This window comes from Bacillus sp. LL01 (assembly GCF_001037965.1).
On the sequence record NZ_LFEL01000005.1, the window covers coordinates 237818 to 262522 of the forward strand.

The following is a 24705-nucleotide window of genomic DNA, read 5'->3' on the forward strand; positions in this document are numbered from 1 at the left end:
CTACTCATTTTGATGGGATAATGGCAAAGTTATTAAGAAAGTGGTGCCTTTAGGCGATGTTTCATACACTTCAATCTTCCCATTGTGATTTTCAACAATCCGTTGGACGATAGTCAGTCCAAGTCCTGTTCCGGTTTCTTTGGATGTATGAAAAGGGTGGAACAGCGATTTTCGCATCTCACTTTGGATTCCCGATCCATTATCTTTGAAAAATAATTGGTACTTGTCATTCAACGCTTTGGAGTAAATGGATATTACGCCTTTCCCTTTGATCGCTTCTTTGCTATTCCGGTATAGATTATAAATGACTTGTTTCATCTGTTTGGGATCTACCATCACCTTCGTATCATCCAGAGCCACTTGTAAGTCAGGTTCATCGCCTGTGTCACCTGCTTCATGATAATCAGGAATTTCTTGTATGATTGCTTTGATGGATATCGCCTGCAACCTGGGGGCGCCAGGGCGTGCCATTAGCAGCATGTCCTCAATGATGGCATTGATTCTTTCAAATTCTTTTATAAGAAGCGGTACCTGAAAGCGGTCCAAATCCTCTTTGGTGAAGGATTGTTTCATCAAAGAGAAGAAACCGTGAAGCACTGCGAGAGGATTTCTAATTTCATGTGCTGCCCCAGCGGCCAGTTCCCCTAAGGCGGCAAGTTTTTCCGACTGATGCATCCGTCTTTCCAATTCTTCCGTTTCTGTTATATCGATAAAATAAAAAATTCTACCGATAACATTTCTATTATCATCATGAAGAACGGATTGCGAGACGAGCAGGTGCATCTCATTCTCGTTTAGGGAGTAGACCACCTTGACATTTTGGCAGATCCGTTTGGATAACATGATGTCCCAGAAGGATGCGTTGAACGAAGGTGGTTCCTTCATCAGACTTACGTTCTTGATTTCTTCTCCAGTCAGGTTTAAAAGAGACGATGCTGAGGTGTTCAAGGAAAAATTGGACTGATCATCGTCTACTGTGATAATCCCTACAGGTAGGGAATTAAGTATCTGCTGCCGGTATGCACGATCTTTATCAATCTCTTCATTTAAAATAAAGTACTCTTTGAATCCTCTTGATACCAATAAGATGATACAGGTGAAAATAATTAGTCCCATAATGGCATCCGACTCGAACAGTAAGGAAAGAAGCAATGCAGAGAACAATGTGATTGCATAATTGGAAACTGATTTTTTGAGCGTGCTATACATCTCTTTAAAAAATTGCGGTTGACCAATCGAGTAAAAGAATACCCCGATCACCAGTATATTAATAAAGAAATAGCTTATTAGTGTTGTGAGGTAGGATAGTAGGCTTGAAGTTTCAAGGTACCCTTCTGAACCACCTGTCCATTGGAAAATGTAATGTGCACCTGTAATCATGAGTACATACATGGCAAAGTTCACAAGATGCTTCCACCAGGCGATCTCCCTTTTCAACAGAGCATATATTACTCCGCTTGCAAGCAGAATCCATAAAGACAAATCCAAACCGAAAACAAATATGGTTGCCAAATAGATGGCGGAATCCATACTGAGAGAATTGCCTTTTGGCGGAAGCGGTACTGTATTGATAGTTAAGAGCACAAGTGAACATACTAGCAAAAGTAACAAAGGTGCTTCCGTAACCATTAAGGGTAATGGACTTTTAAGGTGGAACACAAATAGGCTGATTCCGATAAGGATGACAGCAAACAGGTTTATTACCAATTTATGTTTATGATAGATTGTTTTCAATGAAATCACTCTCGAATCTCTTAGCTGTCTTTATTAAAGCGTTTTTAAAATCCTTGTGGCTCTTAAAAATGTAAATGAGCCTTAGTTAACAGCTTTCATTGTATGTCATATCCATTGGTAAAGCAATATATGGCAGACGTTTACAATACCACTTTCCCTCTTTTATAACCTTTTTCTTCGACATGAAACCGTTTTATTTAACAAAAAGTTTAAATTTTTCAGAACAATCTGTTGTTTTTCCGCTTAAACGTGTTAAAATGTTTGAAATTGTAATTTTCACACAACAGGAGGAGAACATCATGATCACATTTTTTGGCGCACTTATTTTTCTAGTTCTAGGTTATATCTTTTATTCCAAATTCGTTGAAAGAGTTTTTGTTATTAATGATCAGAACTCTACTCCTGCCTATACAAAAAGGGACAACTTCGATTTTGTTCCCATGCCATGGTGGAAAGGGAATCTGATCCAACTTTTAAATATTGCTGGTTTGGGACCCATTTACGGGGCCGTGCTAGGAGCGTTATATGGACCTGTCGCTTTCATCTGGATTGTTGTCGGCTGTATATTTGCCGGTGCAGTACATGATTACTTTTCCGGCATGCTTTCCTTACGGCACAACGGGGCACAATACCCGACAATCGTTGGAAAATATCTAGGGAATGTGGTGAAATCTTGCATCTATGTGGTTTCACTCGTACTGATGGTCCTAGTGGCAGCGGCCTTTACAGCAGGACCTGCCCAACTGATCGCCCAGCTGACACCACTAAGCTTCATGATGGCATTACTTTTGATTTTCGGGTATTTTTTATTGGCTACTCTATTACCTGTCAATCGAATAATCGGTAAAATATATCCATTACTTGGCGCTATCCTGCTTTTCATGGCAGTTGCGATTGCCGTAGCGCTATTGTTCACAGATAAACAGATACCGAACCTGACATTTGCAAACTTGCACCCTCAGGAACTGCCAATCTGGCCGCTGTTGATGGTGACCATCTCCTGCGGGGCGATTTCCGGCTTCCATTGCACACAAAGTCCGATTGTAGCTTGCACGATGAAAAAGGAATCTCACGGGCGTAAAATCTTCTATGGTGCAATGGTTACAGAAGGGATGATCGCGCTGGTCTGGGCCGCAGCAGGTATGACGTTCTTTAACGGAACAGGCGGACTACAGGAAGCCCTTGCCACAGGCGGACCATCGTACGTGGTAAATGAAATCTCCATTTCCCTGCTTGGAACACTTGGGGGAATCCTTGCAATCCTTGGAGTTATCATCCTTCCGATTACAACGGGTGATACTGCACTTCGCTCCTCCCGTATGATCCTGACAGAAATGTTTTCCAAGTTCTTCAACATGGAGGGCAAACTGAAAGTGCTATTAGTTACTCTGTTATTGGCAGCACCTGCGTTGTATCTTGCCACCATCGACTACACATTCCTATGGAGGTATGTAGGATGGACAAACCAGTTAGTTGCAACGGTAATGCTGTGGACAGCCGCTATGTATCTACTAAAAGAGCACAAGTTTCACTGGATTGCTAGCGTTCCTGCATTGTTTATGACAGGAGTAGTTTGTACGTATATCTTCTACGCACCAGAGGGATTGGGAATGGATTATAACATTTCTTTAATTCTTGGTTTCTCCCTAACCTTGGTGATCCTTGGTTGGTTTGTGAGTCAGATAGTGAAGTATCGAAAAATTAAGTCTGGTGGCGCAGAAAAGCGTGTAGCTTAGTTTAGTTTAGAGGACAGGTGACCTTTAGGGTTGCCTGTTTTTTTATGCGGAGTTAACCAGAAAATCGTTCTGGCACAAGCTTTGTCACACACTCGCGCCAGAACGGTATTACTATTACTTCTGCTCCACCCCAACCGAATGCTCTTTCCAATTCACAATCAAGTCAAAGTGTTTCAACTTCTTATTTTCCCTATCAAACCACAGATCGGAATCTTTCCAGGTCATTTGGATAAACAGTTCGCCCTTCGCCTTTTCACGGGCATCCCCAGAGGCAGCACCTTCCAACGCAATTACACTTTCAAAAATTTTCACCATCAGGCTGGCAATCTTTTTGGAGTAAACAGTCTGGATCTCTGGAGCACAACTTCCTGTAAAATCGCAAAGCTCCTGCAGTTTCACCAAAGCCTGTTCGACTGGTCCCTTCAAGGAAGCATCCAGCGAAATAACGGAGGACACTCTTTCTCTCATAGACTCTATGAAAATCCGTTCCACCTTGAAACGTCCCATCAACCTCAGCACTTCCATCCCTAGAATATTCGCAGTTCCTTCCCAAACGGTCAATACTTGGGCATCACGCAAAAGCCTTGGGGTAACGAAATCTTCTATGAAACCATTCCCACCGTGCATTTCAATGGCTTCATGGGAAAAGTGGACCGCCTGTTCTGCGGTTTCTTTTTTCAAAAGGGCAATTTGAAGTCGATTGAGGACGACCTCTTCTTCTGAGATCTGGTCACCTTGCTTTCGCATGACACGATCGAACAATGCCACCAACTCAAAACTAGCACTCGTTTCCACCTCTTGCTTCACAGACATGTCTACTAAAGATTCACGTATCATCGGAAAATTAATCAACTGATCGCCAAACGTCACGCGACTTGTCGCATAGTTGCGCGCTTCGGTGTACGCCCTTTGCATAATGCCGATGGATGCAATCGCATTGCAGACACGCGAAAGGTTTAAAGCTTCCATCATATAATAGATCCCTTTGCTTGGCTCCCCTACAAGGTAACCTATCGCATCGTTGAACAGAACTTCTGCGGAAGGGACAGCTCTGACGCCGAGCTTATCCTTCAATCGTCTAATCTCAATACCATTCAGCTTTCCATCGCCGTCCTCGTGTTTCCAAGGAACAGCGAACAGGCTCAGCCCCTTCGTCCCTTTTGGTGCACCTTCCATTCTAGCCAGCACCATCGCCACGCCGCACTGGCCGGCATTGGAGGCGAAATACTTCTCACCCGTTAGAAGATATGTGTCCCCGTTTGGGTCTGGCACCGCCTTCGTCTCATTCGCCCCGACATCCGATCCTCCCTGTCTCTCCGTCAGAAATGTCGCCCCTTCAAAAAGTTCTACCTCTCCAGTCGAAATAACATGCGGAAGGAATTTATCCTTAACATGCTGGTCTGCATAGTGCTCGAGGAGGTAGGCAGTCGCCATAGTAAGAGTGACAGGGCAGTAGAAGCCGGGTTCTGTCTGGGAAAGCAGGTAGCCTTGGGCATACGAATACAAATAGTTGCCGCATCGGCCAAGTTCCGGAATCTCCTTGTGCACATATCCAACAATTCCTCTATTGTAGGTTTCCTCGACCGTCTTCTTGTACCCCTCATTCACCCAAACCTCGGAAAGATCCTCGCCCATCCTGTTATATTTGATAAGCTTCGGCTGACCTTCCCGATCGGTGTGGACAGCTCTCTCGTCAATTTCATTTGCACAACTCTCCCCAAACTCAGTGAGCTCTTTTTCCGCCCACTCGTAAAATTCCGGCTCCAAGTGCTGCTTCAGAACATTTTGCAGATGCTTATCCTCTGTGAAAAAATTACGTGTCATTTGTTTCTCCTCCTAGTCTTTTTTGAAAATCCTTGAGAAGTTCACTCATTTCCTCTTTCAGTTCGGTCAGTTCCCGAATTCGTTCTTCCACTTCCGCTACTTTCTGCGTTCCGTATTCGATGGTTTTCTCCAGTTGCTTCGTTCCGGTGCGGTCCTTATCAAACAAGGTGACCATCTCTTTGATTTCATCAAGCTGAAAGCCGTACCGTTTGCCCCTGGTTATCAGCTTCAAGCGTGCATATTCCCTTTTAGAAAACAATCGTTGATTGCCTTCCGAGCGGGCGGGTTCAAGGAGACCTAGCTCCTCATAATAGCGGACTGTTCTGGTGGATATGTCAAATTCATTAGCAAGCTGCGAGATCGTGTACATAATGGACTCTTCCCTTTACTGAAAATTTAGATAGTTACAATTATAGTTTATCATTGACGTTAACGTTAAGTTCAATCATAAATTTTCCACATAAAAAGGACCTCCCTCAAAAGGTAGGTCCACTTCTTGTGCAATGCTGCTCAATAAAACATTTAGTCAGTCTCCCGCTTATTTTTCCCACGCACCCTAACAAACCGGTATGCCAGATAAGCGATATACATTGGAATGGCAATATAGATCAGGTAAGGATATTGTGCATAAGTTCCTTTATAGACCATAAACAAGGAAGCCCCCAAAAATAAAGTAACAATCGTTCCATACTTCGGAAGAGGAACGTCCTTGAAGCTTGGGATCTTTATTTTGCTGATCATCAGGAAACAGAATGCAGTGAAAATGACGGTTGTGACAATCTGCGGAATCAAATTTCCGAACAGGGTCAACAGTGCAAGGATTCCCCCTGCTGCAGTAATCGGCACTCCCGTGAAGTATTTTCCTGAAGATTTGACAGTGCTGATATTGAACCGCGCCAACCTGTATGCTCCAAAGAGTGGGAACAACCCGGCGATTGCCAACCCTAGCAAACCAAATTGATAAAAATATGTGTAATAGACCAAAAAGGACGGTGCCACACCAAACGTTACAACGTCTGCCAAGGAATCGAGCTCTTTGCCAAGCTCTCCGTCCGCATTCAGCATTCTAGCCAACCGGCCATCCATGCTGTCGAGCATCATACCAATTAATATTAGGATTGCAGCATTGCTGTATTGTCCGCTTGCAGCAAAGCCGATGGACAAAAATCCACAAAATAAATTCCCAAGTGTGAACATGTTGGGAATGCTTTTAATAAAGCGCGTGCGCATTCGCATAAATTATCATCACTCCGTCAGCATAAATTCATATGTAAAGGGCCATACCCTCGTAGAAAAATAAAAACCTAAACAAAGGAACACTGCTTAGGCTCACCTTTATTTAATTATACCATTCAGACGCATTACGAGTAAAAGTTATTTTGTAGGGTTGTTTATAAAACTGTTCTCACTTTTTAATTGCACTCACTACAAATATATGTTTTAATAAATCGTAACGATTACTATTTTCAATAAAAAGGAGAGACATTATTCATGGCTAAAAAATCAAAAGTAGCAAAAGAAAGAAAACGCCAGCAGCTTGTCGAACAGTACGCTGAGATTCGCAGGGAGTTGAAAGCAAAAGGTGATATCGAGGGTCTTCGAAAATTGCCGCGTGACTCCTCCCCAACTCGCCTGAAAAACCGTTGTGAAGTAACTGGTAGACCACGGGGCTATATCCGCAAATTCAAGATGTCGCGTATTGCATTCCGGGAATTCGCTCACAAAGGACAGGTTCCAGGTGTGAAGAAGGCCAGCTGGTAACATACCGTCTTTTAATGCTACCAATGCATATACTAATTAAAACCTGTTACAGTTAATGAGGTGTTTTAGATGAAGGAAAGCTTGTATAGATACCTAACAAAATGCAGCGTGGCGGAGCTTCCCCCTGAAAAGCAGCTCTTCTACAACTTTGTTCAGGATGTGGAATATTCTTATGAAGAGCAAGCGGAAAACCCTGATCAATATTTTGATTTACTTGTGAAACACCACCCATATGTGCAAGCAGCAAAGCATTTCCATATGCCAGTGGAAACAGCTCGAGATCTCATGCTCGAGATTGAGCAGGAGATCAAGAATAACGCCGACAACAGGATGAAGCAGGTTTTCTGGGTTGACTATACAAAACAGGTATCAGACATAGAACGCTCTAATAAGCAATATTTCTTTATTGGGATATAATAAAGGCTCTCTCACAAAACAAAATGTGAGAGAGTTTTTTCATGCTTTTATTTTTTCAAGAGTTGAATGTTGTTGTACTTATGGTTAAGATAGTTTAATCTAACCAGTTGCTTTCTTATCAAGAAAGTGGCACCCTTAATAGGTCAGGAAATTTTTCGGAAACGTGTAGGTGATTATCATGATTGAAGTAAAAAACTCTCAAGTAAGTGATGGAGAATTCAATAGAGGCGTATTTGCGACAGAGGATATCAAAGCAGGAACACTATTTCATTCCGCCCCGGTCATATCCTATCCAAATGAACAGCACGAGCATATTGAAAAAACTTTATTAGCGGACTATGCATTCGAGTATGGCCTTAATCATACCGCCATCCTTCTCGGCTATGGCATGCTATTCAACCATTCGTACGAACCGAATGCACAATATGAAATCAACTTTGACGAACATACCTTTGATTTTTTCGCATACAAGGACATCAAAGCTGGTGAAGAAATCCTCATTAACTATAATGGCGATGTGGACGAGATGGATCCACTTTGGTTTAATATGGAAGAGGAAGAGAATAGTAAGTGATCAATAAAAGAAAACGGCCAGAATATTTCTGGTCGTTTTCTTATTGAAATGTCCTACTAAAGATGATAGTTTAGCTTTTGATTGAAGCACAGGGCGAAGACTCCAGCGGGAGGTAGCGCTTAGTGGAGACTCCACAGGCTTGCCCGAAGAGGCTCCACAAGTGCCCCGCGGAAAGCGAAGTCCGGTGCGGAAATCAACAGCGGTGTGTATAAGAGCATATTGAAAAGTAAAAATTTATTTAAGTAGCTTTCCATTCATATTGAATATCCGGCAGCTTTTCTTCATTATCACTCCCTCTTCCAATAATTACGAACCCATTCTTTTCATAAAATCGTTGTGCTATTTTATTTATCTCAAATGTGTATAGTGTTAAACTTCCGTCAGCTTGTTCTTTTGCTTTATGAAGTAATTTCTTCCCTATCCCAGCATTTTGATATTCGCTATGAATATATAGTTGACTTATTTGCAATCTATTATATGCAATCATCCCAACCACTTTTTCAGCAACAATCGCCAGTTCAACGGTAAATTCCTTGGGTAGGATTTGATTCAGAAAGTTTACATGGCTTTCAAAGCTGTGCACTTCTTTTTTACCGATAGCCCCAAATTTACTATCTCGCCACATGATGATTGTTTGTTCGGCATACTTAGGTTCGTATGGGATAACAATAATTTCAAAATGTTTCAAACGTGCCCAACCTTTCGTTTAAGTAGTTTCAAATGTGTATAGTTTTATTTTTTTGTATGTTTATATTTCGATTCTCCGTCCCTCTTCATTGGAACGACGGGCTGCATCGTTAATCAAGGTGAGCAGATATGCGTCTTGGTGGCTGATGTCCGGCTTTTTACCTGTTCTGATTTCTGAGACCCATTGCATCATGGCAGATGGCGCGTTCTCAGGGAGTTCGGCTTCAGATGGTGAATGCCAGCCTTCTTCTAGGTTTACACTTTTGATTCGAATGCTACTGTCTTCTATCATTAAAGTTCCCTCCGTTCCATAAACCTCTAATTGAAACGGGCTACCGGAAGAAACAAATCCTGTTTCCAAGATGCCTAGCGCACCTGATTGGTACTCGACAATCGCAACAGCGTTATCATCTACCTCATAATCAAAGGTCTGTTTGAAGCGGGCGGTTACCCCTTTCGGTTGTCCGCCAAGACGGTTTGTCAGATAGATCGGGTGAGCGCCAAGATCGATGAATGCTCCTCCTCCGCATAAATCCTTATCGTAAAAGTGCTGTGGCAACCAACCATTAGGGTGCTGCTTTGTCGGAACGGATCCATTGTGTGCAACGCGGCATCGGATGGTAGTAAGTCTGCCCAACAATCCTTGGTCAGCTACTTGTTGCGCGTATAGATAATAGTCAGCTGTCAAACGAGGCAGAGATATCATCAGTTTGATATCATGCTTCTCTACCTCTTGGAGGATTGCCCTGGCATCCGCTTCCGTTTCTGCAAGCACCTTTTCCGTGAAAACATGCTTGCCATGCTGGACAGCTTTGGTGATGATTTCTGTATGCATGCTTGTTGGAGAGGCAACAATGACCGCATCAATCTCAGGATTGGTGAAAATGTTGTCAATTTCCTCTTCAAAGATAAGATCGAGTTCCTCTGCCCATGCTTGTCCCCGCTCATTTTGCTCGTCCCAGACATGGGTAAGGGTGATATGTTCGTTTTGGATTGCCTCTTCCGCATATTCTTGTGCATGAACATGCCATTTGCTAAGTAATGCTGTTTTAATCATAAGTGGTACCTCCTACAATATGATTTTATTTATACCATTATGCTGAATGTGAATCCAGTCGATTGAAGTGAGAGGCGCGAAGACTCCTCGAAAATGCTAACGCATTTTCTTCGTGCGATGTAATGCTGCCGTAGCCTTCCTTGTCCTGTGGGAGGAAGGGACAGGGGAGACCCCGCAACGAAGTGAGGAGGCTCACGGACCGCCCACTGGAAAGCGAAGCGCCTGCAACGGAAATCAACCGCTTTACGACAACCATACACCTATCAATAAAGGACAGAGTCTCCCCTGCCCCTTTTACCAGCCATATAAAATTACAGCTTTACCTTAATATTAACATCTTCCCCGACCTTCTCATTGTTCTCATCCAATGGTGCTTTCATATTGATCTGCACCCATTCCACATCTTCTGCTTTCGATTCCTCCAATAAGAAGAAGATTGCCCCTTGCTTTTTCTCGCCGCCAGTGAATTTCTCATTTAATTCACCGGTATCTTCACTCTTGGTTGTTAGTCTGGAATCCGGTGCATCGATTTCCTCACCAGTACTTGTAACGATGCTTGCTTGGTACGCCTCAAAGTTTAATGAATCGGATGTTTTGTTTTCCACTTCAAGATCGAATTGGATATACTCAATTTCGTCTTGCCCCAGATACTCTTTGAATCCACCACTAAGCTTTCCGCTCATCACGGATACTTTGTCCAGATTGATGGAGAAAGAGTCCGTTTCGATCGGTTTTAAACGGTTGTTTCTTGCATGGTACGTAAAGCTGCCGCCTTCTGTTTCTGCCGTTTCACCAATCGGAATTAAGCTTTCTTCATCTTCTCTTTCATCCGATTCTTCTGCAAAGCCTTCTTCATTCGCTTCAGTTGTTTCCTTGTCATCTGATGTACATGCTGCCATTACCACAACTAATAACCCTATTAAAAATAGTGATAGGTATTTTTTCATTCTTCATTTCCCCCTAATGTGACTGAAAATCTGAAATTATTTTCTATATAGAAAAGATTATACTGCATATTTTCACAGAATTGCTAGTATTCCGACAATAATCTGCACAAAAAACTCTAAAAAGAGGGCTTATCCAAATGATAAGCCCTCCTAAATGATTATCCTTCTAACAATAGATCTTCCGGATCTTCCAGCAATTGCTTTACTCTTACCAGGAACTGAACCGCATCTTTACCGTCGACAATACGGTGGTCGTAGGAAAGAGCGATGTACATCATCGGTCTTACTTCCACAGTGTCCTTGTCATCCACTACTACTGGACGGCGTTGGATCGTGTGCATTCCAAGAATACCGACCTGAGGTGTGTTCAATATCGGCGTGGAGTAAAGGGAACCGAAGATACCGCCGTTTGTGATCGTGAATGTTCCACCTTGAATGTCTTTAAGTCCTAATGAGTTGTCACGAGCCTTTTTACCAAGGTCACCAATTTCTTTTTCAATACCGGCAAAACTCAATTTGTCAGCATCGCGGACTACTGGTACAACTAAGCCCTCTTCTGTTGATACCGCTACTCCTATGTCATAGAACTTTTTCAATAGGATCTCGTCGCCTTGAATTTCCGCATTCAATAATGGGAAGGATTTTAGCGCGCCGATTACCGCTTTTGTAAAGAAGGACATGAAGCCAAGCTTTACGCCATTCTTTTTCAAGAAAGCATCCTTGCGGCGGTTACGAACGTCCATTACGGCAGTCATGTCGACTTCGTTGAACGTTGTCAGCATTGCTGCTGTGTGTTGCGCTTCGACAAGACGCTTTGCAATCGTTTGGCGTCTTCTAGACATTTTCACTCTTTCCACACGAGAGTCATCCTGAGCAGCAGATTTTGCCGGAGCTGTTGCTGCAGGTTTGGAAGGAGCTGCAGGTTTCTCAGATGACTTCGGTGCATTCTGTGCTTGTTTATACGCTTCCACGTCTTCTACACGCACGCGGCCCATTGGGTCACGGTAGGAAACTTCGTCAAGGTCGATGCCAAGCTCTCTTGCTTTTTTGCGTGCTGCAGGAGATGCAACTGTTCTGGATTTCCCAGGTTTCTTCTCCTCAGCTGCTGGTGCCTCAGCTGGGGCAGCCTCTTTTGCCGGCTCAGCTTTAGGAGCATCTTCCGCTTTCGGTGCTTCCTCTTTTGGCGCAGCTTCAGAAGCAGCGCTTGCTCCTTCTTCACCTAGCTTTGCAATAACCTGTCCAACAACAACATTGTCACCAGGCTCAGCCAAAAGCTCCTGTATAACCCCGCTAAAGTCACTTTTGATTTCTACGTTCACTTTGTCTGTTTCAAGCTCGGCGATGGTTTCACCTTTTTCAATGGCGTCGCCTGTTTTTACTGTCCACTCTGCTATCGTACCTTCTGTAATGGATTCTGCTAATTCTGGCACTTTAATTTCGATCATTTGTTTTCCCCTCCATGCCCTTTGTCTGCGTTCAATGTATCTTCAACAATCCAAGCTTGTTCTTGTTTATGAATATGCGGCTCACCTGTTGCAGGACTGGAGCGTTTTGGACGCCCGATGTAGTCCACAGAGATTCCTTCGCTTGCAATTTCATGAAGGTTTGCTTTTACAACTGGCCATGCTCCCATGTTCTTCGGCTCTTCCTGAACCCATACGATTTCTTCCAAGTTAGGGAATTGTGCTGCTAGCTCTTCCACTTCTTTATGAGGGAAAGGATATAACTGCTCCACCCGTGCAATGTGAAGGGATTCCACTTGCTCCGCTCCCATCTCATCGACTTTGGTAGCCAAATCAATCGCTACTTTACCTGTGCATAATGCAAGACGTTTCACTTGTTCTTTATTTTGACCTGTGCGTTTTTCTTCCACTAGAAGCTTGAACTTGCCATCTGTCAACTCAGACACATCGGAGACGGTCATGGAGTTACGCAATAAGCTCTTTGGAGTCATGACAATAAGTGGTCTTGCATCCTCTTTTGTCGTCAATTTCGCCTGTCTTCTTAAAAGATGGAAATACTGTGCCGCACTTGTTACGTTTGCGACAATCCAGTTGTTCTCCGCAGCGGAGTTCAAGAAACGCTCCACACGACCGCTGGAGTGCTCCGGCCCTTGACCTTCATAGCCGTGCGGTAGAAGCATCACAAGACTTGATTTCTGTCCCCATTTCGCTCTTCCGGATGCAATGAACTGGTCAATGATCACTTGCGCTACGTTTACAAAATCACCAAATTGCGCTTCCCAAATGACAAGGGATTCAGGCGACTGTACGCTGTATCCATAGTCATAGCCGAGTACTGCTGTCTCGGATAATGGACTGTTATATAGGGATAGTGAAGCTTTTGCTTCCGGCAGCTCGTGCAACGGAATGAAGCGCTCTCCCGTTTTGTTATCGTGCAATACAAGGTGTCGATGTGAGAACGTACCTCGCTCACTGTCCTGACCAGTCAAGCGGATCGGTGTGCCATCAGCAAGAATGGATGCAAAGGCAAGTGTCTCACCTAATGACCAGTCCACCTTGTGGTCGTTAGCAAGAAGGCTTTCACGCTTTTTCAAAATACGGCCAAGCTTTGGATAAACGGTGAACGTTTCCGGATACTTCACAAGGTTGCTGTTGATTGATTTCAAAATGTCTTCCGGCACAGCCGTTTCAAGCTCAGGAACCTGATCACTGATCGGCTTTGGCACCTGCTTTATTTTCACATTGCCTTCGTCCTCTTTGCGGAGTTCATCGAAAATGTCTTGTAGCTTCTGCATGAATTCCGTCTTCATACCCGTAAAGCCCTCGTCAGAAAGGATGCCTCTGGTTACAAGATCTTTTCCGTACTTTTCAGCAATAACCGGGTGGTTGTTGATTTTTTCATATAAAAGTGGTTGCGTCACATTGGCATCGTCCATTTCGTTATGCCCGAAACGGCGGTAACCGATGAGGTCAATCACGATGTCTTTTTCGAATTTCTTGCGGTATTCGTAAGCAAATTCCATTACAGCAAGACAGCTTTCCGGATCGTCTGCGTTCACATGGATTACTGGGATCTCGTACCCTTTTGCAAGATCACTTGCATACTTCGTAGAGCGTGAATCTCCATAATTTGTCGTAAATCCAAGCAGGTTGTTCGCGATGATATGGAGTGTACCACCTGTTGCATAGCCTTTCAGCTTCGTCAGGTTTAACGTTTCGGCCACAACACCTTCGCCTGGGAACGCCGCATCACCGTGCACAAGTACACTGAAGGAGGATTGCTTGTTCTGTTTTGGATAGCCTTTTTCGGAACGGTCTTCCTGGGAAGCACGTGCCACCCCTTGTACCACTGGATTCACGAACTCCAGGTGACTCGGGTTGTGCGCTAGGTGGATGCGTACCGTCTGTTCCTTTTCACCCGTTACTTTGCGGTCGGCTCCCATGTGGTATTTTACATCTCCGGACCAACCGAAATTGATGCCGCGGGACCCTTCAGAAGGTACCAGCTCCTTGTTCGGAGAGTGGTGGAATTCTGAGAAAATCAGCTCATACGGCTTGCCAAGAACATGCGCAAGCACGTTCAGACGGCCACGGTGCGCCATTCCGATGCTGATGTTTTTCGTTCCATCCTCACAGCCGGACTGTATAAGCTTGTCGAACATCGGTACAAGCATGTCCAACCCTTCAATGGAAAATCGCTTCTGGCCTACGAATGTTTTATGTAAAAACTTCTCAAAGCCATCAACGGAAATCAATCTTTCAAGCAATTCCACACGCTGTTCTTTACTGAACGGACGCTCAATTCGTGTATTTTCAATATAGGAATTCAACCATGTTTGCTCTTCCTCGTCATGTATATGGCCAAACTCATACGCAATCGTTCCTGTATAGATGCGCTTAAGATGCTCGTAAGCCTCCCACGCATTGGAGACCGCCTCAGGTGCAGCCTCCCACACTAAATCTACCGGAATTTGTACCAGATCCTGCTTGCTTAATCCGTAAGTCTCCACGTCTAGGAAACCGACATCGTCCTGTGGCTCTTTGTGAAGCGGATTAATGTTTGCAGCAAGATGACCAAGCTCACGGATATTGCGCAGAAGCTTGTTTGCAGAAATCACTTTCTTGATTGCCGTCTGTGGTACAGCTTGTTGGTTGTCAGCCCCGGTTTTAGAACCTTCAACGGAAATGGAAATGGAATCCATTCCAGGCGGTGGACCCAGTTCATCAAATAGCGCACGAATAGATCCGTCTACTGATTCCGGATCTTGTTGGTATTTTTCATACATATCATATACATAACCCATATTTGGACCATAAAAGCGCTCCCAAATTTGTTCAACTTCGACCTTACTCATTATTACATGCCCCCATCTTAGGCTGTGACGTTTTAGAAAATGCCTCTAGATTAGATTAGTCAATATATAAAGGTTCAGGTAAATGGGCAGATGTTCTGTCTGCTTGATGTAAAACTCCCGTTACAATCCATCTGTCATTCATATACCCGTCCCTATTTCTTATACACCTAAATTATACAGAAAAAACTTTCTATTTACCATAAAAACGTTTTCATATTTTGGACAAATTTTCTATAGTCCATGAAAACACTAGTGTTTTCAGAATATTATAAAAAGATAGGTATTAAGTTTGGAGTTCAAGTGAGATTGAAAAAGTTATTGTGGATGAGAATTAAAATATAAAAAGCCTGCCCCAAACTTCAGGCAGGCCTCACATCAACTTGCTTTCTTGACTGTTTTATCTTTATTCTTCTCAAGCTTCCACTCTTTGTCTAGCTCCTTCATCAAACCATAGCACATTACTAAAACAATAAATGTAAGAGGCAGAGCACTGACGATGATAGCCGTCTGCAGTCCAGCTAATCCTCCTGATACCATCAATACCAATGTAGCTGCAACCAAAATGATTCCCCACACTACCTTGATTTTGTTGGGAGGATTCAATTTGCCACCTGTTGTCTGCATACCAAGGACAAATGTTGCAGAATCGGCAGAAGTGACGAAGAACGTCGTAATCAATCCAACCGTCAGTACAGATAACAACGCGCCAAACGGCAATTGCTGGTACACAAAGAATAATGCCGTCTCAAGGCTTTGCTCGGAGACATTCAAGCCTTGAACAAACTCCAAGTAGATTCCTGTTCCGCCAAACACAGTAAACCAAAGTGCACAAACAAGACTCGGCACAAGGAGAACAGCAATCGTAAACTCCCTGATTGTACGCCCTTTGGATACACGGGCAATGAACATTCCGACAAACGGCGTCCATGAAATCCACCATGCCCAGTAGAAGACCGTCCATCCTTGTGTCCAGGCAGCCTCATTTGCATCAAATGGTGATAGACGCAGTCCCATTAACGCGACATTTTGCACATAGCTTCCAAGTGTTGTAGTAAACATATTTAATAAGAAAAGAGTTGGGCCTAAAATCAACATAGCGAAAAATAGGACCACTGCAAGCGACATATTAATATTACTTAAATATTTGATCCCTTTTGAAATACCTGTAGTTGCTGAAACGATGAAAAGCACAGTGATGACAGCCATTATAATGAACTGTACCGTAAAATTATTCGGAATGCCGACCAAGTATTCCAACCCGGCATTGATCTGTTGCGCACCCAATCCAAGCGATGCAGCCACCCCAAACAACGTGGCAAATACCGCAACAACATCAATCGTTTTTCCGATAGGGCCTTTCACCTTTTCACCAAGTACAGGACGAAGTGTTGCACTCATCAAACCTGGTGCATTGTTCTTGAACTTTTGGTAGGCAAGCGCCATTGCTACGATTGCGTAAATAGCCCATGCATGTAGTCCCCAATGCAGCCATGTATATCTTAGCCCCAAGATGGCGGATTGTTCCGTGCTTCCTTCACCAAGTGGCGGCGCTGAGAAGTGGGAAATCGGTTCTGATACCCCATAAAAAAGCAATCCAATACCCATACCTGCAGAAAACAGCATCGCAAACCAAGTAGGGCGACTGTATTCAGGTTTGTCATCTTTCTTTCCAAGTTTGATTTTCCCATATTTACTGAAGATCATAAAAACGGCGAATAGGAGAAAAAATGTGGCAACCAACTGATAGAACCATCCAAACGTTTCCAGAACAAAGCTCTGAGCAGCACCCATTGCACTTCCCAATTGGTCTGGAATCAATACACCAATCAATACAAAAACTACGGCAATCCCTACTGAAATCTTAAAAACTGACCTGTCCATAAGCATCAACATCCCTCATCTTAAATTCTTATAATCTATTCCCAACAATCCATATTAATTAAACCATAATACTAGTTAATTGAAAAAAGAGCAGAGGAATGATAATCAAGAGTATTCGGGGATATGGTGCTTCATGGAGCATCTACCTTGGGCAGGTGGATGATTTCGAGCAATAGGTTGGGGATGCTCCGGTTTCCATACTATATTTTGGTGAAGGAAGCGTTTGTTATGAAGGGGCTAGGCAGTTTTTTTATAGTTCATGCCGGACTGTACCGAGTTCATGCCGCAATCACATAAGTTCATGCCAAAAGGCCCCTAGTTGATGCCAAACCCATTTTTGGCGCTAGAACAATGCCATTAAGCTAATAAAATCACCCCTATCGCCACCGGGACCCATATCCTACTTTGCTTCATAGAAAAAAACCGAAAAGCCAAGGCTCCCAGGTTTCCGGTCACACTCGATTCTCCAAATCCTTCGCCGTCTTGCTCGTTTCCACGTCTTTTTCATTTTTCAGTGTCCCAAACAGCACATCGACAAAGGGCGTGGACACCCCGTACCAGAAGTTTTCGTTCTTAAAGTGGTGAAGAATATGCGTTTTCTTGACCCATTTGCCAAATCTCGTTCGAGGCTTGATCGGACGGTGTGCTACATAATGCTTCCACTCATAGAGGAATAACATCGTCATCAGTCCGCTTGCAAAAGCAACGGTTATCCACCAACTGCCAACAATCAAATAGAAGATAACGGCCAGCACTGATAAATTCGGCAGGCTGTACCACAATGGCAAAAACAATAGATGCAAATCATTCGGGTGTGTATGGTGATCATAGTGTAGGCGCTTCAGCATTTTTAATAGAAATGGACTTTTCGGTGGCTTCAGATGGAACACAAAGCGATGGGTAAGGTATTCGCTGAACATGAAAGTAATCATTCCGAATGCAAACACCGCAAACGCTACCCACGTCACTCCATTCCACAATTGCACTCCGATACTTCCCATAATCAAAACAAGTAATATCGTGATGTCCGGAAACAAAAAGAATTCCCTGTAGTATCCCTTCATCTAACTCTCCCCTTCTCTGATTTATTTTTCAGCGGTATGCTTCTGCCACATTTGGATGCTCTGCTCCATCATGGTGTGCACGAGTTGTTCGGCCTTTTCGCCATCCTTTTCCAAGGTGGCTTGCATCAGCTTCAAGTAATAGTTTCGTGAGGAGTCACGGTAGTTTGAGTCTGTGAAGTAATAGGTTGCCATTTTTATATAAAGGTGCCCGAAGCTGTTCAAGATCAATAGATAGATCGGATTAGGCGCAGCGGCCGCTAGACCACGTTGCAAATACCAATCGTATTCGGCAAAAGATTGCGGGTTATCTGCGACACTCTCGCTTTCTTTTAATAAGGAAACGACCTCCAGCGGTTTATGGGTTACTGCTCCTTTCACATAAGAGGGAGAGAGATTTTTCCGCAGCTCCAGAAGGTGGATGATAAACTCATCCGGGATGGTGTCCTCTTCATTCAAAATGTGGACAATAGTCATGAGGTTGCCCTCTTTCCAGTAATCGTTCACGGTTGCCCGTTGATTGTGACGGATTGTCAGCCAACCGTCCCGTTCCAGCCGTTGCAAAACTTCACGGATGACTGGACGGCCCACTTCAAATTCTGCGGCCAGCTCTCGTTCTGATGGGATTTGCGTGCCTGATGGATAGTCGCCCTTGAGGACTTTTCGAATGAATTGTTTTTCAATTTTGTCGGTTGCTCGCATGTGCTATCTACCCCTTTCTGGAATGCTGTTTTCTCCAAATGTGATGCTTATAGTAAAAGTTAGAACAAACGAGTGGACTGTAGCGGAAGGCACTCGACTCCGGCGGGAGGTAGAGGGAAACGGGAGACCCCGCAGGCTTGCCGAGGAGGCTCCCGGCCCTCCCCGCGGAAAGCGAGTGCCTGCAGCGGAAAGGAACGGTCAAACATTATAGCCCAACAATCCTTAAGAAAAATAAAACTGGTAATACCAATTTTATGTTTGGTATTACCAGTTTATAATTAGATAGATTTAATTTCAATAATATTCTGAAAAATACTCCAAACTAGGTTGGTCTGATCCTTCATTACCCTAACTTCTGACAATGCGTTGGGTTACGAATACCACTTATGCCACATTTTCTTGTTGTTCCCTCTCACAAACGTATCCACGCGGTTCGGTCCCCACGAAATGGCTGCCGGATGGGATTGTACGCCGCCTCTAGGTGCACCAAGATTGCCCCACTGGCTCCAGCGCTGTCCGTTCCAATATTTCTGCCACATGCGGTTGTCGTCTCCTTTTACAAAGACGTCAATACGGTTCTGCCCCCATGAAGCCGCTGCCGGCGCTCCTTCAAATCCGCCTCTTGGAGTTCCAAGATCCTCCCAACGGCTCCAGCTTCTGCCGTCCCACCATTTATGCCACATGCGTTCGTTCATGCTCCTGACAAAACAGTCTATGCGATTCGGCCCCCATGATACCGCGCCAGGTGTACTTGTGAGCCCACCCCGTGGTGAACCGAGGTTTTCCCATTGACTCCAACGGGATCCGTCCCACCACTTGTGCCACATGTTATTGTCCATACCTTGCACAAAGCAGTCTAAACGGTTTGCCGACCAGGATGCGACTGAAGGAGAACCCTTAAATCCACCGCGTGGAGAACCTAAGTCTTCCCACTGGCTCCAACGTTGCCCATCCCACCATTTATGCCACATGCCATCATTGGCGCCACGGGCAAACGTATCAATACGGTTCTGCCCCCATGATACCGCTGCCGGCGAACTTCTTAACCCACCACGTGGCGCGCCAAGATCATTCCAGCGACTCCACCGTCTGCCATTCCAAAACTTCTGCCACATCCGATTGTCTTCGCCGCGCACGAACGTATCCAGGCGGTTAGTCGCCCAGGAAGCAACTGCCGGCGCACCTTTCATCCCCAATAACGGTGAACCAAGATCCTCCCACTCCCGCCAGCTTGCCCTCATATCATTTTCGTCTGTTCTGTAATATGGGCGCGGACGTGGACGAGGGTAATAATATGGATAAAAATATGGCCTCGGAGCCGGGTAGTATGGATAATAATAAGGGTAATATGGCCGTGGACGAGGATAAACATAAATCAGTCTTTCATCAGTTGGTGTCTGGCGATAAGCATATGGATTCTGCCCGAAATTCTGATGTGAATTCATAAAAAAACCTCCCCTAACTAGACTTCTGCCTAATAGCCTATGCAGAAGACAGGCGGGGAGGTGCATGTTCTATGTGATTATTGGATGAAGTGAATTAATTTATAGGATTTGCTCTGCTATTAGACGATCCAGCTTGCGGATGTCCACTTTTTTGTTGATGTTCAATTTAAAGGTACCAGCCTTTGTCCATAGCTCCAATTCTGCATTGGTATCCAGCATGCCACCGTTTTCAGAAGAGTACATCACTATTGATTTGAAGGGAATAGTGTACATCTCCACTTTTTTGCCAGTTAGCCCCTGACGATCAGCGATGATGATTCGTTTATTCGTGACAACTGCCACATCCCGAATGGTCTTGTAGGCTATCTCTGCCGTCTCCCCTTCTATCAAGATATCCTCGATGTCTTTCGTTATTGCTGTTTCCGACATGAATGTCCATGTCATAAGTGTGTTGACTGCCATATTTCTTCCTCCTTTTAATAGGGTTAATGATTGGGAGTAATTTCAGTACTGCTGATGGAAACCGGTGACATTGATAGAATTAAACAAATGTTCTAGATAATCCTGCTTAATTTTGGGGAATATTGGGGCTTTGATTTTCTATTGAGGGAATTTCACATAATTTTGGGCAAAAGATACCCATACAGGTAGGGGGACATTCTGGATTTACTGTCCAAACTCTTCACAATACATGCCAAACTACACAAACCGACACATTACAACCCGAGCCCTCTTATTCACACTCGCACTAAAACAAAGAGCCCTCCTCTAAAAGGAGAGCTCACTTTAACACATTAACGTCCAGCGGGTCAGACCCCTACTTCCTTCTCAATCTGCACCGTAATTGGATTGTCAGTTTCAAGTCCGGTTATTTCCGTGATGGCCTGCTGTATTCCTTTTTCGTGGATTAATTGTTGAATCGTCTGGGCCTCGTCATCACTTGGTACATCGTAAGTGATGGCGGCCGCGATCGCCTTTATCAGGTTAGCTGGTGGATGGCCGAAAAGCTCGAGGTAATGTTTTGCCGGTCCAACTAGGCGGTCGTTCCCGCCGAGTTTTCTGAGCGGAGCGCGTCCTACCCTTGTAACATCATCCGTTATATAGGAGTTTTCAAATCGGGAAAGGATCTTGCCGATATATGCCTCATGCTCCTTCTTATCGAATCCATATTTCCCGACAAGGACCATTCCTGTTTCCTTTAAAGCAGACTCCACAACCTTACGAACTTCTTCATTTGTGAGTGCTTCGTCTATCGTTTTGTAGCCCTTATGATAACCCAAATAAGCAACTGCGGCATGACCTGTATTCACCGTGAACAACTTACGTTCAATATACGGTGCTAAATTACGGACAAACGTGATTCCTTCAATGGATGGAGTGTCTCCAACAAGTGCAGATTCATCCACAACCCACTCATAATACGGTTCCACTGTGACCATCAACTTATCAGCATTCGTTTGATTTGGCACGATCCTGTCGACAGCAGCATCTGGAAACGCGAATAGCTCATCGAATAACAAGATTTCTTCTGGTGCGAGATTTTCATATACATGCTGTTTCAACAAGGAACTTCCACCAATAAGGTTTTCACATGCTATGATGTTTAAAGGCGACTTGTTGGTTTCCACACGTTTACGCAATCCACTAACAAGCGACTTCGCAATGATAGGGAGGATTGATGGACCTACTGCAGTAGTAATTAGATCCGCATCCACAATCGCCTTCTCCAACTTACCACTTTCTTTCATACTATTGATTGCCGACACATGACGTACAACCAACTCCTGCTGCGTTTTATCCGCCAGTACAACTCGATATTCTTCCCTATCATTAATCAAATCCACTATTTCACTGTTTACATCTACGAAAGTGGTGGCATAGCCGGCCTGGTATAGCAAAGCTCCAATAAAGCCTCTGCCGATATTGCCGGCACCATAATGTAGTGCCTTCATGTTATTGAACCCCTTCAAATAACTCAAGGATCTCTTCAGCTGAAGATGCCTTCACAATCTGTTGAACATTTTCTTCTTCGGAGCAGACTATCGCAATTTGCGAAAGGATCTCTAAGTGCTCATCGCCTTTTCCTGCAATACCGATCAATAATTTCACTTCATTTCCTGCACCAAATTCCACACCGGCTGGAACTTGTAAAATAGCGATCCCGGATTCTTTTACTGCTTTTTTTGCATCCTCTGTACCATGTGGAATCGCAACAAAGTTACCCATGTAAGTAGAAGTCAATTCTTCACGTTCCAACATCTTTTCAATATATGCTGCCTCTACATACCCGCGGTCTACTAATAGTTGCCCTGTCTTTTTAATTGCTTCCTCTTTTGTGCCTGCAAATTCGTTTAATAGGATGTTTTCTTTTGCTAAGATTGGTAAAGTCATGATTCAAACACTCCTTAATTCTGATAATTTTTCGATAAAATAGCGATTCAATGTAGTGGCGAGGTGATTCCCAATTGCACCCCCGTCTATTGATTCAAATCGTGCAATGCTTCTATCATCTTCTATGATGGATGCACTAATATGACTCAATACTTCCAAGATCTCCTTTTTTGCTTCAGATGGTGCTAGAAGGAGCAGAACCGACTCTACTTCCATTGGCTGCTGATCCATTCCTGTTGTCGGACAAGAATGAGCTAGTTTGAAAATAGCAAAGGATGGTTGTAACACGGTATTACTTTTGGCGTGGAACAATGCTAGCTTTGTACCCGGTATCCCAAGTCCGCCAAGCTCTTCCCTCTCCAATAGGTCCTCCATTACTTGCTCCGCATCGGAAAGCTGCTCCATATGTTGCAGTTCCATGCAAAGAGTCTGCAACGCAGCACGAATGGATTCGCGACCTTCTCCCTTTTTAAAAATAAAGCCCTTCAATAAGGTTGAAGCTGCTTTAGAATAGAGAGAAACCTTTTCTAGAATATCTGCCACCGCTTCTTTTGTAAGCTCTGGGTAATAAAAGGCTTCCTCTAGTTCGAAGTTTCCCTTTATCTCTATCAATTTGCTTTTATGCTGCTTATAGATGTACTGTTTGATTTTGTCTATTTCTTCTTCTTTTAAGATCGGATTCACGATAAAATATTCTCTGTTGAAATCATGCAAACGAATCGTAGAGATGATCAAATCATAATTTTCGTGGTTTAACTGATTCAACTCGAATAGGGATACATTCTGACAAACCTTTATCTCTGGAATTTCTTTTTGAAGCCTTGTTGCCAGCATTTTTGAAGTTCCAATGCCAGTGGAACAAACGACAAGTGCCTGCAGCGGTCTGCCTTGGTGAATGTTCAATAAGACAGAACCAAAGTGCATGACCAGAAAACCTACCTCTTCATCTGGAATCGAGAGATCAGGAAATGTCACCTCGACGCCTTCTTTGATTATGGAAAATAATTCTGCATATTCTGTTTTGATTCGATCAAGGAGCGGGTTCGTTATCCCCATGTTTTGCTTGAGGCGGAATAACGCTGGGCCAAGATGGGCAACGAGCCCCTGCAGTAAAGAAGAATTATCTGATAGATTTTGGTGGATCCTTTTTTCCACATAACGGATGAGGTGCTTTGCTTTTAAGGCATCCTGCATTCCCGCTTCTTCTGCAAAATATTCCTTGTCCTTCCTTAACTTCGCTCCTCTTAGATGCATGGTGATATAGCCAATTTCAGCGACTGGAATCTCTGTTTGATACACTTTTTCAAGCTTCTCGATGATTTTTTTGGCAATCATGTATTCAGGAGTCCCTTCCAGTTCGGAGAGGTAGCTCTGATCAATCGTAATATTCTCCCCGCGCATGATTCTCTCCATCGCCAATGCCAGATGGACAACCAGCCCCATATAAGCGCTGTCTGCAATGGAATAGGGCAGCTCTTTGTTCATTTCATCCACTGTCCGCTCTACAATATGCAGATTCTTTTTCTCCACTAGACCGAGCAATCTTTCTGAAATGGGATTTGATGAATGCTTACTTTTCTTTTGAATGCTCTCTTTTATAAGGCTCAGTAGTTCATATTCATCCACATTAGCAGCGATTACCTTGCTCATCGCCTTACGCTTGGCGTTCTCGTCGCCTTCAATCTGTACACCATATCCTCTTTTTCGGATAAGTGTTAAATTTCCAAATTGATTTAACCGCTCCTCTACTTTATTGAGATCATTGCTCACCGTTGCGATAGTGACATGCAAGTCATTAGCAAGCGCAATCAACTTGACCGGTTCGACCGATTCCAAAAGTGCACATAAAATGATTGTCTGCCTTTCTTCGGCGGTGAACTGATTGTGGTCTACATTAAAAAGAAAGAGCTTTAAATGTTCTATATTTTCTTGTTCCCCGATTATTTGAACACCCACACCTGATTTTTTTATTAAAGATAATTGATACTGAGCCAGGGTTCCCTCGACTTCCTTTAAGTCACGGTGGATGGTTCGGGTACTAACATTGATTACGTTCGCCAGATCACTGACTGTCAGTTCTTTAACCGTTGATAATAGTATCTCCAGGATTTGCCGCTCTCTTGCGGTAACATACATAGCTCTCACTCCAATACCCTTGGATGATGACAAA

General features: G+C 43.9%; 21 protein-coding genes. 4 read left to right on the top strand and 17 right to left on the bottom strand.

All coding sequences use genetic code 11. The features are described from left to right. Entirely contained in the window at positions 1–1743 is a 1743-nt protein-coding gene (locus tag AB685_RS16240) for an ATP-binding protein (RefSeq protein ID WP_053073847.1), read from the bottom strand. A 290-nt stretch (positions 1744–2033) separates the two neighbouring features. Between AB685_RS16240 and AB685_RS16245 the strand changes: the two genes are divergently transcribed. Then, a complete protein-coding gene (locus tag AB685_RS16245) occupies positions 2034–3470 on the top strand; it encodes a carbon starvation CstA family protein (RefSeq protein WP_047971629.1) in 1437 nt (478 codons plus the stop codon). Positions 3471–3584: 114 nt separating this feature from the next. Here the strand turns inward: AB685_RS16245 and AB685_RS16250 are convergent, their stop codons facing one another. From AB685_RS16250 to pssA, 3 genes are all read right to left on the bottom strand, one after another. Then, entirely contained in the window at positions 3585–5294 is a 1710-nt protein-coding gene (locus AB685_RS16250; protein WP_047971630.1) for an acyl-CoA dehydrogenase family protein, read from the bottom strand. Next, positions 5284–5664 carry a MerR family DNA-binding transcriptional regulator gene (locus AB685_RS16255; RefSeq protein WP_047971631.1) on the bottom strand — a complete coding sequence of 127 codons (381 nt, stop codon included), beginning with the start codon at positions 5662–5664 and terminating at the stop codon, positions 5284–5286. The genes AB685_RS16250 and AB685_RS16255 overlap by 11 nt, the downstream gene beginning before the upstream one ends. A 152-nt stretch (positions 5665–5816) precedes the next feature. Further along, positions 5817–6530 (bottom strand): CDP-diacylglycerol--serine O-phosphatidyltransferase, encoded by a 714-nt coding sequence (pssA, locus tag AB685_RS16260; protein WP_082153666.1) that lies wholly within the window; start codon positions 6528–6530, stop codon positions 5817–5819. Between the two features lie 255 nt (positions 6531–6785). On the opposite strand from pssA, the gene rpsN reads away from it, so the two are divergent. The 3 genes from rpsN to AB685_RS16275 all read left to right on the top strand — a co-directional run bounded on the left by rpsN (position 6786) and on the right by AB685_RS16275 (position 8046). Continuing rightward, the gene (rpsN, locus tag AB685_RS16265; protein ID WP_010199153.1) at positions 6786–7055 is read left to right on the top strand and encodes a 30S ribosomal protein S14; all 270 of its coding nucleotides are present in this window, start codon (positions 6786–6788) and stop codon (positions 7053–7055) included. A gap of 69 nt (positions 7056–7124) precedes the next feature. Then, positions 7125–7472 carry a hypothetical protein gene (locus tag AB685_RS16270; protein WP_047971632.1) on the top strand — a complete coding sequence of 116 codons (348 nt, stop codon included), beginning with the start codon at positions 7125–7127 and terminating at the stop codon, positions 7470–7472. Positions 7473–7650: 178 nt separating this feature from the next. After that, on the top strand, positions 7651–8046 hold the full coding sequence (locus tag AB685_RS16275) for an SET domain-containing protein (protein ID WP_047971633.1): 396 nt from the start codon (positions 7651–7653) through the stop codon (positions 8044–8046). Between the two features lie 238 nt (positions 8047–8284). Here the strand turns inward: AB685_RS16275 and AB685_RS16280 are convergent, their stop codons facing one another. From AB685_RS16280 to AB685_RS16340, 13 genes are all read right to left on the bottom strand, one after another. Then, complete coding sequence (locus tag AB685_RS16280) at positions 8285–8734, bottom strand: GNAT family N-acetyltransferase (RefSeq protein WP_047971634.1); 450 nt, start codon at positions 8732–8734, stop codon at positions 8285–8287. 60 nt (positions 8735–8794) lie between these two features. Further along, positions 8795–9790, bottom strand: a complete 996-nt coding sequence (locus tag AB685_RS16285; RefSeq protein ID WP_047971635.1) for a Gfo/Idh/MocA family oxidoreductase — start codon at positions 9788–9790, stop codon at positions 8795–8797. A gap of 311 nt (positions 9791–10101) precedes the next feature. Continuing rightward, positions 10102–10737, bottom strand: coding sequence for a DUF4352 domain-containing protein (locus AB685_RS16290; protein ID WP_047971636.1), 636 nt, complete (start codon positions 10735–10737; stop codon positions 10102–10104). Between the two features lie 158 nt (positions 10738–10895). Further along, a complete protein-coding gene (gene odhB, locus AB685_RS16295; RefSeq protein WP_047971637.1) occupies positions 10896–12182 on the bottom strand; it encodes a 2-oxoglutarate dehydrogenase complex dihydrolipoyllysine-residue succinyltransferase in 1287 nt (428 codons plus the stop codon). Further along, a complete protein-coding gene (locus AB685_RS16300) occupies positions 12179–15055 on the bottom strand; it encodes a 2-oxoglutarate dehydrogenase E1 component (RefSeq protein ID WP_047971638.1) in 2877 nt (958 codons plus the stop codon). The genes odhB and AB685_RS16300 overlap by 4 nt, the downstream gene beginning before the upstream one ends. A 375-nt stretch (positions 15056–15430) precedes the next feature. Then, complete coding sequence (locus AB685_RS16305; protein WP_128755886.1) at positions 15431–16936, bottom strand: BCCT family transporter; 1506 nt, start codon at positions 16934–16936, stop codon at positions 15431–15433. Positions 16937–17388: 452 nt separating this feature from the next. After that, positions 17389–18000: a sterol desaturase family protein gene (locus tag AB685_RS16310; protein ID WP_047971640.1), complete on the bottom strand. Its 612-nt coding sequence runs from the start codon at positions 17998–18000 to the stop codon at positions 17389–17391. Positions 18001–18021: 21 nt separating this feature from the next. Continuing rightward, complete coding sequence (locus AB685_RS16315) at positions 18022–18699, bottom strand: GntR family transcriptional regulator (protein WP_047971641.1); 678 nt, start codon at positions 18697–18699, stop codon at positions 18022–18024. A gap of 371 nt (positions 18700–19070) precedes the next feature. Further along, complete coding sequence (locus AB685_RS16320) at positions 19071–20144, bottom strand: carbohydrate-binding protein (RefSeq protein ID WP_128755887.1); 1074 nt, start codon at positions 20142–20144, stop codon at positions 19071–19073. 99 nt (positions 20145–20243) lie between these two features. Beyond that, positions 20244–20606 (bottom strand): PH domain-containing protein, encoded by a 363-nt coding sequence (locus tag AB685_RS16325; protein WP_047971643.1) that lies wholly within the window; start codon positions 20604–20606, stop codon positions 20244–20246. Positions 20607–20953: 347 nt separating this feature from the next. Beyond that, positions 20954–22096 carry a mannitol-1-phosphate 5-dehydrogenase gene (locus AB685_RS16330; protein ID WP_047971644.1) on the bottom strand — a complete coding sequence of 381 codons (1143 nt, stop codon included), beginning with the start codon at positions 22094–22096 and terminating at the stop codon, positions 20954–20956. A 1-nt stretch (position 22097) separates the two neighbouring features. Further along, positions 22098–22535 carry a PTS sugar transporter subunit IIA gene (locus AB685_RS16335; RefSeq protein WP_047971645.1) on the bottom strand — a complete coding sequence of 146 codons (438 nt, stop codon included), beginning with the start codon at positions 22533–22535 and terminating at the stop codon, positions 22098–22100. Between the two features lie 3 nt (positions 22536–22538). Beyond that, positions 22539–24671: a transcription antiterminator gene (locus AB685_RS16340; RefSeq protein WP_047971646.1), complete on the bottom strand. Its 2133-nt coding sequence runs from the start codon at positions 24669–24671 to the stop codon at positions 22539–22541. Between the last annotated feature and the right edge of the window lie 34 nt (positions 24672–24705).

Bases quoted from the DNA above. Each gene is read 5' to 3' on its own strand.
- AB685_RS16340 (WP_047971646.1), bottom strand. From the start codon at position 24,671: ATGTATGTTACCGCAAGAGAGCGGCAAATCCTGGAGATACTATTATCA.
- rpsN (WP_010199153.1), top strand. From the start codon at position 6,786: ATGGCTAAAAAATCAAAAGTAGCAAAAGAAAGAAAACGCCAGCAGCTT.
- AB685_RS16255 (WP_047971631.1), bottom strand. From the start codon at position 5,664: ATGTACACGATCTCGCAGCTTGCTAATGAATTTGACATATCCACCAGA.
- AB685_RS16250 (WP_047971630.1), bottom strand. From the start codon at position 5,294: ATGACACGTAATTTTTTCACAGAGGATAAGCATCTGCAAAATGTTCTG.
- AB685_RS16290 (WP_047971636.1), bottom strand. From the start codon at position 10,737: ATGAAAAAATACCTATCACTATTTTTAATAGGGTTATTAGTTGTGGTA.
- AB685_RS16315 (WP_047971641.1), bottom strand. From the start codon at position 18,699: ATGCGAGCAACCGACAAAATTGAAAAACAATTCATTCGAAAAGTCCTC.
- AB685_RS16310 (WP_047971640.1), bottom strand. From the start codon at position 18,000: ATGAAGGGATACTACAGGGAATTCTTTTTGTTTCCGGACATCACGATA.
- AB685_RS16275 (WP_047971633.1), top strand. From the start codon at position 7,651: ATGATTGAAGTAAAAAACTCTCAAGTAAGTGATGGAGAATTCAATAGA.
- AB685_RS16330 (WP_047971644.1), bottom strand. From the start codon at position 22,096: ATGAAGGCACTACATTATGGTGCCGGCAATATCGGCAGAGGCTTTATT.
- AB685_RS16285 (WP_047971635.1), bottom strand. From the start codon at position 9,790: ATGATTAAAACAGCATTACTTAGCAAATGGCATGTTCATGCACAAGAA.
- pssA (WP_082153666.1), bottom strand. From the start codon at position 6,530: ATGCGAATGCGCACGCGCTTTATTAAAAGCATTCCCAACATGTTCACA.
- odhB (WP_047971637.1), bottom strand. From the start codon at position 12,182: ATGATCGAAATTAAAGTGCCAGAATTAGCAGAATCCATTACAGAAGGT.
- AB685_RS16320 (WP_128755887.1), bottom strand. From the start codon at position 20,144: ATGAATTCACATCAGAATTTCGGGCAGAATCCATATGCTTATCGCCAG.
- AB685_RS16300 (WP_047971638.1), bottom strand. From the start codon at position 15,055: ATGAGTAAGGTCGAAGTTGAACAAATTTGGGAGCGCTTTTATGGTCCA.
- AB685_RS16245 (WP_047971629.1), top strand. From the start codon at position 2,034: ATGATCACATTTTTTGGCGCACTTATTTTTCTAGTTCTAGGTTATATC.
- AB685_RS16305 (WP_128755886.1), bottom strand. From the start codon at position 16,936: ATGGACAGGTCAGTTTTTAAGATTTCAGTAGGGATTGCCGTAGTTTTT.
- AB685_RS16270 (WP_047971632.1), top strand. From the start codon at position 7,125: ATGAAGGAAAGCTTGTATAGATACCTAACAAAATGCAGCGTGGCGGAG.
- AB685_RS16335 (WP_047971645.1), bottom strand. From the start codon at position 22,535: ATGACTTTACCAATCTTAGCAAAAGAAAACATCCTATTAAACGAATTT.
- AB685_RS16325 (WP_047971643.1), bottom strand. From the start codon at position 20,606: ATGGCAGTCAACACACTTATGACATGGACATTCATGTCGGAAACAGCA.